Source organism: Hominenteromicrobium sp. (assembly GCF_046974225.1).
GTDB classification, from domain to species: domain Bacteria; phylum Bacillota; class Clostridia; order Oscillospirales; family Acutalibacteraceae; genus Hominenteromicrobium; species Hominenteromicrobium mulieris.
In genome coordinates this window covers 150,651-163,277 of the sequence record NZ_JBKWAE010000004.1, presented here as the reverse complement: position 1 = coordinate 163,277, position 12,627 = coordinate 150,651, and the positions used below count along the sequence as shown (strand labels likewise).

12 protein-coding genes are annotated in these 12,627 nt (G+C 53.1%); all 12 read right to left on the bottom strand.

Going from position 1 to position 12,627, the window contains the following annotated elements:
- Window positions 1-2: 2 nt before the first annotated feature.
- The 12 genes from ACLTX1_RS04930 to ACLTX1_RS04875 all read right to left on the bottom strand — a co-directional run bounded on the left by ACLTX1_RS04930 (window position 3) and on the right by ACLTX1_RS04875 (window position 12,627).
- Complete coding sequence (locus ACLTX1_RS04930) at window positions 3-965, bottom strand: glycosyltransferase family 2 protein (protein ID WP_412330545.1); 963 nt, start codon at window positions 963-965, stop codon at window positions 3-5.
- Entirely contained in the window at window positions 931-1,944 is a 1,014-nt protein-coding gene (locus ACLTX1_RS04925) for a glycosyltransferase family 2 protein (RefSeq protein ID WP_412330544.1), read from the bottom strand. Before ACLTX1_RS04925 ends, ACLTX1_RS04930 begins: the two co-directional genes overlap by 35 nt.
- On the bottom strand, window positions 1,904-3,115 hold the full coding sequence (locus tag ACLTX1_RS04920) for a polysaccharide pyruvyl transferase family protein (protein ID WP_412330543.1): 1,212 nt from the start codon (window positions 3,113-3,115) through the stop codon (window positions 1,904-1,906). The genes ACLTX1_RS04925 and ACLTX1_RS04920 overlap by 41 nt, the downstream gene beginning before the upstream one ends.
- On the bottom strand, window positions 3,096-4,115 hold the full coding sequence (locus ACLTX1_RS04915) for a glycosyltransferase family A protein (RefSeq protein ID WP_308448358.1): 1,020 nt from the start codon (window positions 4,113-4,115) through the stop codon (window positions 3,096-3,098). The genes ACLTX1_RS04920 and ACLTX1_RS04915 overlap by 20 nt, the downstream gene beginning before the upstream one ends.
- A complete protein-coding gene (locus ACLTX1_RS04910) occupies window positions 4,108-5,121 on the bottom strand; it encodes a glycosyltransferase family 2 protein (protein WP_308448359.1) in 1,014 nt (337 codons plus the stop codon). Before ACLTX1_RS04910 ends, ACLTX1_RS04915 begins: the two co-directional genes overlap by 8 nt.
- Window positions 5,057-6,301 carry a glycosyltransferase gene (locus ACLTX1_RS04905; RefSeq protein ID WP_343284396.1) on the bottom strand — a complete coding sequence of 415 codons (1,245 nt, stop codon included), beginning with the start codon at window positions 6,299-6,301 and terminating at the stop codon, window positions 5,057-5,059. The genes ACLTX1_RS04910 and ACLTX1_RS04905 overlap by 65 nt, the downstream gene beginning before the upstream one ends.
- A gap of 28 nt (window positions 6,302-6,329) precedes the next feature.
- The gene (locus tag ACLTX1_RS04900) at window positions 6,330-7,040 is read right to left on the bottom strand and encodes a glycosyltransferase family 32 protein (RefSeq protein WP_343284397.1); all 711 of its coding nucleotides are present in this window, start codon (window positions 7,038-7,040) and stop codon (window positions 6,330-6,332) included.
- The gene (locus ACLTX1_RS04895; protein WP_343284398.1) at window positions 7,037-7,948 is read right to left on the bottom strand and encodes a glycosyltransferase family 2 protein; all 912 of its coding nucleotides are present in this window, start codon (window positions 7,946-7,948) and stop codon (window positions 7,037-7,039) included. Before ACLTX1_RS04895 ends, ACLTX1_RS04900 begins: the two co-directional genes overlap by 4 nt.
- Window positions 7,914-9,047 carry a glycosyltransferase family 1 protein gene (locus tag ACLTX1_RS04890; protein WP_395506385.1) on the bottom strand — a complete coding sequence of 378 codons (1,134 nt, stop codon included), beginning with the start codon at window positions 9,045-9,047 and terminating at the stop codon, window positions 7,914-7,916. The genes ACLTX1_RS04895 and ACLTX1_RS04890 overlap by 35 nt, the downstream gene beginning before the upstream one ends.
- Window positions 9,048-9,062: 15 nt before the next feature.
- On the bottom strand, window positions 9,063-10,157 hold the full coding sequence (locus tag ACLTX1_RS04885; RefSeq protein WP_412330542.1) for an EpsG family protein: 1,095 nt from the start codon (window positions 10,155-10,157) through the stop codon (window positions 9,063-9,065).
- A gap of 10 nt (window positions 10,158-10,167) precedes the next feature.
- On the bottom strand, window positions 10,168-11,271 hold the full coding sequence (locus ACLTX1_RS04880) for a glycosyltransferase family 4 protein (protein WP_412330541.1): 1,104 nt from the start codon (window positions 11,269-11,271) through the stop codon (window positions 10,168-10,170).
- Window positions 11,272-11,682: 411 nt separating this feature from the next.
- Window positions 11,683-12,627 carry a transketolase family protein gene (locus ACLTX1_RS04875; RefSeq protein ID WP_308448366.1) on the bottom strand — a complete coding sequence of 315 codons (945 nt, stop codon included), beginning with the start codon at window positions 12,625-12,627 and terminating at the stop codon, window positions 11,683-11,685.

The following is a 12,627-nucleotide window of genomic DNA, read 5'->3' as shown; positions in this document are numbered from 1 at the left end:
GGCTACTTTACAAACACGTCGCACAGCGTGCGGATGATGCGCTGATCCCGCCAGCGCAAATAGCGGCAGCCCGCGTGCCAGATGGTGCGCAAAGCGGGTAAGATGACGCTGCCGTTCTCCGGCAGGTCCTTGAGCAGCTGCGGCGAAACGGCGGCGTTTGCCTCGAGTAATAGTGCGAGCAGCTCCGGGTCTTCCGTTTTCAAAAAGCGCTGGGCGTAAAAATCCGCCTCACGCATCAGGCGGTCGCAGCACAGCGTGTGAATTTCCGGCAAGTCTTTTTTCTTTGAGAGCTTCAGCTCAGCGATGAGCCCGCGCAGATAATCCTTGGTGCAGGCGAGCGTGATACGTTTATTGGAATGCGTGCCGTTGTAGCGGTAAACCACGTCGGGCACGGCGTAGTATTCTTTGGCTTTTAAAAGCGTGCAGAGAAGAAAAATAGGATCTTCATAGACACGCAGCGGCGGAAATTGCAGCTTGTTTTCAAGCAAAAAATTGCGATTATAAATAAAGCGGGCAAAAAAACGGTCGAGCGGCTCATCGCAGGCGTTATGAAAACCCTCCTCCGTGAAAACAAACATGGGGTGCACATCGTTCCCCTTGGCTTTTTCGATAGAGCCGCCGCAGACCATGGCACCGCTTTTTTCGGCGGCAGCCAAAAGCGTTTCGAGCGCATACGGGCCCGGATAGAGATCATCGGCATCGAGAAATGCAATGTACTCCCCTTTTGCCTCCGCTATGCCCTCATTGCGCGCTATGCCCGCGCCGGCGTTTTCCTGCGTAAGGCACCGCACGCGGCCGTCTCTGCGCTGGGTGCTCGTTAGAACGTCTGCGGAATGGTCTGTGGAGCCGTCGTTGATGCAGAGAATTTCTATATCCGTGAGCGTCTGCATGAAAACGCTGCTAAGTGCCGTTTCGAGGGTGTCTTCCGCGTTATAAACGGGCACGATCACCGAAATTTTGCACATAGTTCTTCCCTCCTTCATAAAACTTAAAGCACAGCTTGTGCAGCACAGTGCGGTTTCGTCGATAGAGCTTTTTAATATCGCGCGTGACGGCACCGTACTTTTTCAAAATGGCATATTGTTCCTGCAAAAGCACTTTGTTCCGAAAATCGATTGCCGTGTAAAAGCGCTGCAAGGCGTATCGCTTTGCGATTTCATCTAAGCACTTTTGGTGCTCGGCTTCCGGCATTTTGATCTGCTTAGCGGTTTGAAGCAAGATCGTCTCGTGCTCTGCGATGCGGTGCAGCTTGTCAGTTTCGGTCACATCTCCCGCAGACATGCCGTTTTGATATTTTACATAGCCGTAAAGCGGTTCGTCTAAAAAAGCGTGCGGAAATTTGTAACACACCGGCAGCATGAGCTGATAATTCTGCCCGCGGCGCGCAGGGTAGATCATACGGTTCGGCACAGCTTCGTCAAAACAGCGCATGCGGATCATGTGGCAGCCGGCGCACACCATGCCTTCGCCGCGCAGAAGATACCAAAACTGCATGAGTTCAAAACGGTGCGAAAACCGCGCAGCTTCACGGTAGAGCGGCGTTTTGAGGTCGCTCTCGTCAAAAACGAAGGCATCACTGCTCACCGCGCCGCACGCCGGGTGCTGCAGCAGGTACGTAGCGCGTTTTTCAACAGAGCCCGGTAATAAAAAATCATCCGGATCTGCCCAACAGAGAAAATCACCGTGCGCGTGGAGTAGCCCCGTCTGTATCGCGCCGCCAAGTCCTATGTTTTCCTGCGTCAACACAGTATACTGCACGCCGCTTTCTGTTAAAATCGGCTCGAAGGTTTTCAGCAGCTTTGCCGTATCGTCTGTCGAACCGTCATCGATGCAGATGAGCTCCAACGGGCGGTAAGGTTCGCTTATTACGGAGCGCATGAAGCGGTCAAGTGTTTTTTCACAGTTATAGCACGGCAGAAGCAGCGTTACGAGCGGTTTTTCCATCTTTTCCCTCCTGCAAAGTGCGGCGAAACGCTTTTAAAGCGTCTTCATAGGCGGCCGTTTTGGCACGCAGCGTTTCGGTGATCTCCGGCGCGTGGCTGCGTAGGCGGATCCACTTGCGCGTGACGGCAGTTTCATCCGCAATGTTTTCAATGGGCAGCACATAGGGCGTATCGACACCAAAAATATCTTCTGCAAGGCCTTTGGCTTTTACAGAATACCCGAGTGCGAGCGTGGGTACGCCGGAAGAATACGCCGCGATGACGGCATGTGTGCGTGCGCCGATGAACGTCGAGCACAGCGCAATGATCGATTTGAGCTGCGCCGCGCTTTGGTCTTTGATGAGGCATACGCGGCCGCTGTCTTGAAAGGCAGCGTATAATTCTTTAAGCGGATCGCGGTCATCATTGCCGTTTTGCACGGCGTGCGGGATGAGCGCCACGGCACTGTCTGTTGTGCGCAGGATTGTGTCAATCAGCGCGATGAGGTTACCCAAAATAAGCTTTGCGTTTCGTGCACGGCGCAGTAAAAGCGGGCTTACATTGATGCCGACGGTGTTGTGCGGCTGAAACACTTCCGGAATCTCCGCACCGCGCGGCTCCAGCAAGAAAGCGGAATCCGGGCAAAAGGAGACGTTTCGCAGCCCGGCGCTTTGCAGCGCGTGCAGCGTTTGTGTCTCGCGCGCTGTGATGCGGTCAAATGCGGTGAGGTCACGTAGCAGAGCCTTACTGCGAAGAAGCTTCGGTTCAATCGAACAGCCGAGCAGTATGCTGCCGCCTGCATAGCGCCGTGCGAGGTTGTGCAGCCGAATGCGCTTTTGTATATCTTCGTAGCAGTACACATCGCCGCCGATAGAGACGAGAATATCGTCGCGCGTGAGCGTTTGTAGCGCGGCACGGTACGGCAAGACATCGAGCGGTGTGTAATCGTTTAAAAGCTTTAAGCGCAGATAGGCGCTCCAAAATGCGGGCGAGCTTTTGCGGATCACATCGCTTCGCGCGGGGCGCACATCCTGCACAACGAGCGGGCGCGCTACGCCGTATCTGGCATCTTCCTCCGGCGCTTCGGAAAGCAGCACCGTGCGGCCGGGGCCTAAAAGCTTAGAAACGGTGCGCACAAGCGCTTCGCACCCGTGGTTTGCGCTGCCGATGTGGTCATGCAGAATGTAACGCACGCGTATTCTCCCCTTTCAAAATCGATTTTGCGTGTTTTGCGGCGCGGTATGCGGCAAGGTGCAGCTGCAATGCGGGCAGATTTTGCTGCTTTAAGCAGTGCACGATGCACCGAAAAACGCCGTGAAGCTCCGCTTCGGAAAGCAGTGCGCAAAGCGCTTCATCTTCCATAATCTCTTTGGCTTTCGTGATGGGATCAAGCCCGATATCCGGCGCGTAAAAAACGGAGAATGCCGTGTATGCACTGAGTCTTTTGCGAAAAAACGGCTTAAATTCCGTGTGCTTTTGCTCTGTGATGACCCAGTGCGCAATCTCTTTTTGCAAAAGGAGCTGCTTAAAGTGGTCTGCTTCCCGGCGCAGCGGGTGCGCGGCGTATTGCATGGCACAGTGTGGCGTGAGGAGTACGCGGCTGTTTGCGCGGTAAAGCTGTACTAAAAATTGCAGATCCTCAGCAAGCGTCATGGATTCATCAAATACAGCGTTGACGGAAAGAATTTTCTCGCGACGCAGAAGCTTGTTCCAAAGATAGCCAAAATACCCGGTTTCGTACTGTGCTTGCATGAAGCAAACGGGAAGCGTTTCGGAATCTATGAGACCGTATTTTGGTAGTGTTATGCGGGTAATCTCACCGTTTAAATCCATTTTTAGGTAGCTGCCCATGAGAATGTCTGCGTCGTTTGACTGCGGCTCATGCAATGCTTTTTCGAGGTAGTTCGAAAACGGCAGGTCGTCGCTGTCTACAAACCACACCCACTTTCCGGTGGCGGCTTCCAAAGCGAGGTTACGTGCGCGGGAAACGCCGCCATGGTGTTGCGCGAGTACCGTGATACGCGCGTCTGCAGCTGCAAAGCGTTCTAAAATGCGGCGGCTTTCATCGGTGGAGCCATCGTCTACGGCAAGCAGCTCAAAATCGCGAAATGTTTGGGTACACAGCGCGGAAAGCGTTTTTTGCAGATGCCTTTCCTCATTATAGACGGGCAGAATGATGCTGACTTCAGGCATAGTGCTCTCTCCTTTGCAGCCACAGGCACATAAGCGGCGTGCAGCGGTATTGCATGCACAAAAGCTGTACGGCAAGTTTAAACGGAATATGTCGCGCGGGTCGGTTTTGCAGCGCACGTTTCAGCGCTTCGTCGTTTAAAATGCGGTCGATTTCCGATTTTTGTTCGACCTTTGGCAAATCACAGGCTCCGCCGAGTGCGGCGCAGGCGTAGTGGATGAGATGCAGATCGAGTTGACGGCTGAAATTATATTCCGGGCAGTTTTGAAACAGTGCGCACAGCTTTTGATGCATACGTTTGTAGCTTTCCCACGCATCTGCTTTGTGCGTTGTGGTGATGCTGCCGGGGTTGCGGTGGTACTCGTAAAGCCCTTGGCCCTTAAGATAAAAGAACGAAGCGGCGCGGTATCCTGCACACGCGCTGAATAGATTATCTTCGGAATATCGCACGGTTTCGTCGAACCGCAGGTCGTATTCTTTTAAAAACGATGTACGGTATAAACAAACACACACGGATAAAAGCGGGCCGTATTCGAGATTGTCGCGCATGATGAGCTGCGGAAATACGCAGCGTTTGATTTTGCGTTTGTCGTAATACCCGCCGTGGAGCGATGCAGAGCGCAGCGTGGGCGGCTTGCCGGATTCTATGCGTATGAGGTCGCAGAAAACAAAATCACAGTGATACTGCTCAATCTTCTGAAAAAGCGTTTCAAAAAATGTCGGCGATACGGTGTCATCGGCATCGACAAAGCCGATGAATGCTCCGCTTGCCGCAAGCAGACCCGCGTTTCGCGCACTGCTGAGGCCGCCGTTTGGCTTATGCAAAATGCGTATGCGGCTGTCCTCTTTTTTGAGCCGCGTGCACAGTATGGAGCTTGCATCGGTAGAGCCGTCATCGATAAGTAAGATTTCAATGTCGTGAAAGGTCTGTGCGATGAGGCTTTTAACGCACCGCTCGAGATATTTTTCGGCGTTGTAGATCGGCACAATGACGCTGATCTTCGGCATAACTTTCCCTTCCTTCTGCAAATCTCAGGATTTTCTCCGCTTCTTTATACTGTGTGAAATCGGTGCTGCGACAGGCGGCTTTGAGTGCTTCTTGTTTTTCGTTATCTTGAATCAGCGCGGCGAGAGCATCTGTAAAACCGTCAAAATCAAGCGGCGCGATCATGCCGTCTGTGCCGTCTTGCAGCTGGCTGTGCGCGGTGGAAAAATCCGTGATGATGACAGGCTTCCCGAGCAGCTGCGCCTCCCGCACGGCGACGCATTTGCCCTCATAAACGGACGGCTGCACGTAAATGTCGCACATACGTATATAGGGGTACGGATTCTCCTTTTTGCCGAGCAGCACGACGAAATCTTCCATATGCACAGCTTGAATGGCTTCGCGAATTTGGGTTTCCCGGTCGCCGTAGCCTAAAATGTACCACTTAACGGAAAGGCCGCGCTTTAAAAGCACTGTGCAGATTTTCGGAATGGCTTCAAAGTTTTTCGCTTCACAAAACCGACCGACGGAAAGCAGCACGGTCTCGCCCGCTTCGCGATACATGCCGGCAGCCGGCAGCAGCGATTTGCGCTCGATGAGCTCGCGCGCAAGGCAGTTTTCGACCGTGACGGCTTTTTGTGAAAACGCGGGATACATGCGCCGAAAGGCTTCCGTGCAGCTTTCGGAAACACTGACAACATAGTCTACGTTCGTATACACACGGCGGTCGAGCTTTGGATTTGGGTGTTGTGTGGCGTAATCCGTGTGGTTCCACGCGACTTTGTACTTGGCGTTTACCTTGTGCACAAGCGTATCGGCGACGCCGAGGTACTGCGCGGCAAGATCATACTCGCCCGGGATATTCGGCAAAAACGGCTGCAAAAATGCAGAGATATACTGCAAGTGCGTCCACGTGCCGGTGGGTTTTCGCATGAAAGTACCGTACAAAAAAAACGCGAGCTTTGCGAGTAATCGTGCGGCTGCAAATCGCAGTCTGCCATGTTTTACAAGCGACAGGATCGGCTCTGTATAGGCGTGGTATGCAGGGATTCCCGGCAGCAGACGCACATATTGCGGCAGGTCTTTTATGAATTCTCCCTCGCGGCGGTACAGAAAAACGGAGGCCTGCACGCTTTTGTCTTCGAGCGCTTCCAACAGTCCGATAAGGCTGCGCTCTGCCCCGCCAATCTCTAAAGACGGCAAAATAAAAAGCAGTTTTTTCGGTTCCGTTTTAAACGCCGCCTTTCACTTTTTCTTTGATACGCGGATGGTCGGCGAGCAGGCGATGCAGCGGGCGCGTGAGCTTGCTGCGCAGTACGGTACGGCGGTTCATCCAGCTTTTGGCATACCAGTGCACGGTGTAGGTGCAGTCTGTGATATAAAGCCGCCCCGTGGCATCCTCGTAGGGGTTAAAATACGCCTTGGGAAAGACGGCTGCGCCTTGCACGGTTTGTCGCTTGCCGTTTGGCTTTAAGCCGCATTTTAAAAGCGCCTGTGTATTGAGCTGCGGGCAGCCGATGACGCCGTGCTTGCCGTCGAGCAGGGGTGCATATTGCTCCAGCATGAAGTGCACGAGCGGATGGTGTTTTTCTGCGCCGAAGCCGAGGCCGGTCGCAATCATACGGTCGGTCTCAAAGGCAAAAAACGCGTGCTCGCTGCAAAGCGGGTCCAAACTGCGCACGAGCTCGACATCTACATCAAAGTAAAAGCCGCCCTCGTTTTCGATGATCTGCAAGCGGGCGTAATCGGCGAGAAACGCGTACTTTTTCTCTTTACAGCACATTTCGGTGTAACCGTTTTGGTGAATGTCAAAATTATCTTCGTTCCATTCCAAAATCGTATAGTTCGGGCAGTGCTTGCGCCAACTCTCTATGCACTTTTTGGCTTTGTCCGGCAGTGGTGCGCGACCAAACCAGCAGTAATGGATGATTTTCGGGATCATACAGCCTCCTTTTGTGCTTTGCGTTCGGTGCGTGCGGCCATCAGGCGGATCAAAACGGAAAGTCCTGCGCCAAGCGGCGTGCACAGCATTGTAAGCACCTTTTTCGGTGAGCGGAGCATCAGTGCGGGCTCTTTCGCGAGAAAACACGCGGCATCGTAATGGATGCTGTCGAGTACCGTGCGCGTTGCAGCAGCCGGGTACGTAAGGCAAAGCTGCCGCCAATATAGAAAGCCACGCGGGTTTTTTGCGTATTGCTTCCATATGGTGTGCGAGGAACCGTCTTCTAAATACGTCACGTGGCACAGCACGCGATTTAAAACGGCGAGTTTGTAATCGCGGTCGATCAGCCGGTATTTTGCGGCGAGCGCCACGTATTTTTCATTTGGAAACTCCGGGTACGGCGGGTATTTTCGGATGATGTCGGTACGATACACGAGCTTTTTGTCGCCTTTGCCGCCGCCCGCATAGTAACCGCTGAGCGTCGTTTCGGTGAGGCCCGGCGGAAAGCCGGTGCCAATAAGCTTGCCGTTTCCGTCGTCATCAAGCCCGATGAGCCCGGCGCAATTCTTGCTTTTTATCTGTGCCCAGCGCTTTTCAATTTGCTCTACGGCATCCTTTGCCAAACGGTCGTCGGAATCAAGGCAAAGGTTCAGCTCGGTCTCGATGTGCGCATAAGCGGTGTTGTGCGCAGCGTGCATGCCGCCGTTTGGACGGTATAGGTAACGGATGGAAAATGCTTTCTCCGCCTGCATCCAGGCGGAGACCAACGCGGCGGTGCGGTCGGTGGAACCGTCATCTACGATGAGCCATAGGAAGTTTTTAGATGTTTGCGCTTTTAATGAGCAATATGCTTCCGGCAGCGTGTGTGCGCGGTTATACGTCGGCGTAAATACGGTCAGCAGAACCATGTGCGGTTTCCCTCCTTTTTTGGGCATCCTTTTGCAGATAATACGCAGTGAGCATATGTGCGTTTTCACAAATGTCAAAGCTTTGTAGTACAGGCGGCGCGGCGCTGAGCACCTTACTTTCTGCCAAAATAACCTCCGCCCACTTAGAAGGCGGTGCGGAAAGCGGAAGCTGCCGTGCACGCGGCGTTTGAAGACAATCCTTCGGTACACCGTTGGAGACAAGGCACGGTAGCCCTGCGGCCTGCGCTTCCAAAACGGAGAGCGGCATGCCTTCGTACAGAGACGGCATACAGAATACATCCATTGCATGCAAAAGTGCCGGAACATCTTCCCGCACGCCTAAAAACAGCACATACGGTGTAAGGCCGAGTGCGGCGGCGCGGTTTTGTACGGCTGCCCGCTTTTCACCGTCGCCAACAAACAGCAGCTTCGATTTTGTACCGCATGCGCGCAGACTGTGCAGGACATCCAAGAGGAAAGCTTGGTTTTTCTCTTTGCGAAACTGCCCCACATGCCCGATGAGAAGTTCTTCTTTTGTGATACCGAGTGTGCGCCGCATGTCTTCGCGCATGTTTTTATCAAAGCGGAATTTTTCTGTATCGATGGCGACCGGCAGCACCAAAAACGGCGCACTGCCGAACATCCAGCGCCCGGCATCTTCTCCGCAGGCAAGCAGATCGGTCGCGGTACGTGGAATGATGCGCTTATACAGATCTTTTATTGGATACTTGAAGTCGCGCAGCTGATTTGTGGTGTGTGCGTGAGCAATGCATACAGGCACGCCGTGCTGCTTGGCGCAACCGAGTACAACGCCGGAAAGACAATCAAGATGGGCGTGCACAACAGTATACGCCGGGTGGGCGGAGAAAAATTTGTGCAGTGCATGGCGGTATGCGGGGCTGAACGGGTTTTGCCGTGGCACGGTGAAAACTTTGCCGCCGAGAGAGTAAATCTCTTTATCGTACGCGCCTTCCCGTGCGCGGTGCGTCAGAAAATCGAACTGCACGCGTGTGCGGTCTATGTGACGGTAGTAATTCATCAGCATCGTTTCCAGTCCGCCGCGGTCCATGCAGGTGACAGCCTGCAAAACACGAAGCATAACGGATCCCCCTTTTTATAAAAGGCCGAAGGTCTTCAGCCCGTAGAAATAGAAAAACAGATAAAAAATGAGCATCATCACGGTTAAAATGCGCACGGAGCGTTTTGAAAACATGTGGTGCAGCTCCCATGGCAGCAAAATGTAGTTATAAAGTGAAAAGTATATGGGCAGCCGTCCGACAAAAATGCCGCTTGTGAACGCTGAGAGAATGTAAATGCCGGTTGATACAATGGACATGTTGACGCAAAGGTCGATGAGTGGGTCATTTTCTGCACGGATAAACCGTAAACCGATCAAAGAAAGCAACGTCGGCACAGCGTAGACCAGTACGCGCAGCAGGTTTGTACCGTTGTCCTCAAAGCCTTTCCAATCGCTGACGACATTTTTGTACTGCGTTTCCTGCAAAAGCAGCTCCAAAATGTTTGTGAAGCGGTCGATGAAAAGCACGGCCAAAACAGTGAGCAGAAGAAACAAAAGCGTTTTTCGGTTCCATGCTTTTCCGCGTGTGAGAAAAACAAACGGTAGTGCGAACAGTGCCGAGGCATGCAGTGTGGCGGCAAGTAGAATGATGAGCGTGGCTTGTCCGTATCTCTTGCGCAGCAAAAGCGGACAGCAGGCGAACACGAGCGCCGCCGCCAAAAATTGCCGCATGCCGTTCATCATCCAGGAGATGTAATCCGTGGAAGCGATGAACAAAAACAGACTGATGCAGTAGCTTTCCGAATAAAGCCGATAGTTTTTAACGAGCGGCCAGAGCTGAAGCGCGGCGAGAATGCAAAACCAAACGCGCACCTGCCCGCCGCACAAAATCTTGATGAGTGCGGAAAGCAGGAAAAAGCCGTGATCTTTCTGTAAAGACTGGATGTAATCGGGCAGTGCGCTGAATGTGCTCGGCATTTCGGAAAACGCGTGCATGTAGTTATAGGTATCGCCGATATCACCGCGCAGCGTACAGAAGATGAGCAGCGGCAGTACGCCGAGTGTTGCCCAGAGCTTCGTGAACCGCACTGTCTGCACGCCGCAGACAGTTTCGCTTTGCTGTACTTCCAACACGGCGGAGAGCGCCGTGTAAATCAGAAGCCAAAGGAGCATCCAAATATAACCGGACATGTGTTCTCCTCTATGCCGTGACGCGCCGGGGCTGCGGTGCCGCTTTTTCGGCGGTGACGATGCGCAGTGTTTCTGCAACAACGCTCTCTTTATCGAATTCACGCTCCATTTTGCGGCGGCCGTTTTGCCCAAGGGCTGCTTTTTGCTCTGCGGAAAGCGCCAAAAACGCGCGCATGGCAACATATAGGCTGTCTGCGTCTTTTGCGCGGCACAAAAGGCCGGTTTTGCTGTGCTCTACGGCTTCCCTGCACCCGGGAATATCGGACGCGATGATGGGCCTGCCGACGGCGGCAGCTTCCAGCAGCACGTTGCTCATGCCCTCATGGTAGCTTGGCAGCACTACGCAGTCGCAGTTTTGGTAAAACGGCAGCGGTTCTTTTTGAAAGCCGTAAAACTCTGTCATGCCGCCGGAAACCAGGCGGTCTACCTCCTGCCTGTACTGCTCCTCAAAAAAGCCGAGCAGCTGCAAATGCACGTGAAAGCCCTCTGTCCACAGCCTGCGCACGGCGCAAAACAGCTCCTCTACCCCCTTTTCGCGCATCAAACGGCCGACGAACAGGAATCGCGGCGGATCGTGAGCGGTGTACGGCGTGTAGATATAGCGGTTTAGGTCTACACCCGCACCGTGCAGAACGACCTCTTTTTCGGGTGGCAGGATGTGTCTGCGGCAAAATTCTACCGCATTGGACTGATTTTCAAAGAATACGTTCTGTACACGCAGAAACGAAAGCTTGTAAAGAAATGTGGCAGCGCAGCTGAGCCACGGGCGCTGAAAAGCGCTGCCGAGTCCCTGTACGGTGGCGTAAAACGGAATGCGGTAGCACGTGCAGAGAAAACCCATGTATACATTCGGCTTAATGGCGTATGTAAGCACAAGATCCGGCTTTTCCAGACAAAGAACACGTTTGTACGCCTGTAAAAGACGCAATTCAGAAAGCACCTGCACGCGCCGCCGCTGCATTTTCGTTTCCGTGCAGCGTATGCCTATGCTTTCAAACACTTCTTCACCGGTTTGAAACGGCGCTGCAACGATTACCTCATACCGGGATTGCAGCTCTTCAATCAGCTCCCGTCGAAAGCGGTACAGCATATAAAAATGATTTGCCGCGATCAATACTTTTTTGCGTCTGTATTCGGAAAAATCTTCGCTTATCGCGAAATTTTCACGTTTTTTTGACACAAATTTGCTGAATAAGGCCAAATGCAGCAGATGTGCCGAAAAGCGCGGTGTTTTGCTTTTACACATTCTAAACCTCCGTATAGCAAGATGAAATGTATCTGTACCGGTGCTGATACCGTTATTGTACAATGCGAGAAAAAAGAAAGTGGTCGAATTCTTTGTGAAAGCAGACATTTATTTTTGCTTTTTCTTTGTGTCCGTCAAGCGAAGACGTTTTACTATTACTGCGGGGGCTTTGAATATAAAAAAGCTCCCTTTACGGGAAACCGTGCGGATGCACACAGTTCCTGTAAAGGGAGCAAAATTCCTTTTATGCGGTTTTAAAGCGGAAGCCTGCGGAAAAGCTTACTTTGCGAGCTTTTCTCTGATGACCTCTGCAATATGCTCTGCGGAAAGGCCGAATTCCTTCAGCAGATCCACAGCCGGGCCGGAGTGGCCGTACACATCGTTGACACCGATGCGCGTGACAGGCGTCGGGCAATGCTCGGAAAGTGCGGTGGAGACCGCTTCGCCGAGACCGCCGATGATGTTGTGCTCTTCAACCGTGATGACACGGCCGGTCTTCTTTGCGGAAGCAATAACAAGTTCTTCATCGAGCGGCTTGATGGTATGGATATTGATGACTTCAACGCTGATGCCTTCTTCTTTCAGCGCATCGGCAGCCTTAACAGCTTCCTGTACCATGAGACCGGTCGCAACAACGGTGATGTCCGTGCCCTCGCGCAGCGTGATGCCCTTGCCAAGCTCGAACTTGTAATCGTCGTTGTTGTTGATGCTTTCCACAGCCAGACGGCCGAGGCGGATATAGCACGGGCCCTTGTGCTCAACAGCAGCGCGAACCGCGGCCTGCATTTCGTAATGATCGCAGGGGTTCAGAATGACCATGCCCGGGATGGTGCGCATGAGCGCGATGTCCTCGCAGCACTGATGTGTAGCGCCGTCTTCACCGACAGAGATGCCGGCGTGGGAGCCGACAATCTTGACATTCAGCTTCGGATAACCAACGGAGTTGCGGACCTGCTCAAACGCTCTGCCTGCGGAGAACATGGCAAAGGACGCCGCAAACGGAATTTTACCGCAGGTGGCCAGGCCGGCAGCAACGCCGACCATGTTGCACTCTGCGATGCCGCAGTCAAAGAAACGCTCCGGGTATGCTTTTTTGAAGATGCCCGTCTTGGTGGCAGCAGCAAGGTCTGCATCCAGAACGACGATCTCCGGGTATTCAGCGGCGAGCGCGGTAACGGTCTCGCCAAAGCTTTCTCTTGTTGCCTTTTTAACCATTTCAGCCAT

Bases quoted from the DNA above. Each gene is read 5' to 3' on its own strand.
- ACLTX1_RS04885 (WP_412330542.1), bottom strand. From the start codon at position 10,157: ATGTCCGGTTATATTTGGATGCTCCTTTGGCTTCTGATTTACACGGCG.
- ACLTX1_RS04915 (WP_308448358.1), bottom strand. From the start codon at position 4,115: ATGCCTGAAGTCAGCATCATTCTGCCCGTCTATAATGAGGAAAGGCAT.
- ACLTX1_RS04875 (WP_308448366.1), bottom strand. From the start codon at position 12,627: ATGGCTGAAATGGTTAAAAAGGCAACAAGAGAAAGCTTTGGCGAGACC.
- ACLTX1_RS04925 (WP_412330544.1), bottom strand. From the start codon at position 1,944: ATGGAAAAACCGCTCGTAACGCTGCTTCTGCCGTGCTATAACTGTGAA.
- ACLTX1_RS04900 (WP_343284397.1), bottom strand. From the start codon at position 7,040: ATGATCCCGAAAATCATCCATTACTGCTGGTTTGGTCGCGCACCACTG.
- ACLTX1_RS04890 (WP_395506385.1), bottom strand. From the start codon at position 9,047: ATGCTTCGTGTTTTGCAGGCTGTCACCTGCATGGACCGCGGCGGACTG.
- ACLTX1_RS04895 (WP_343284398.1), bottom strand. From the start codon at position 7,948: ATGGTTCTGCTGACCGTATTTACGCCGACGTATAACCGCGCACACACG.
- ACLTX1_RS04930 (WP_412330545.1), bottom strand. From the start codon at position 965: ATGTGCAAAATTTCGGTGATCGTGCCCGTTTATAACGCGGAAGACACC.
- ACLTX1_RS04910 (WP_308448359.1), bottom strand. From the start codon at position 5,121: ATGCCGAAGATCAGCGTCATTGTGCCGATCTACAACGCCGAAAAATAT.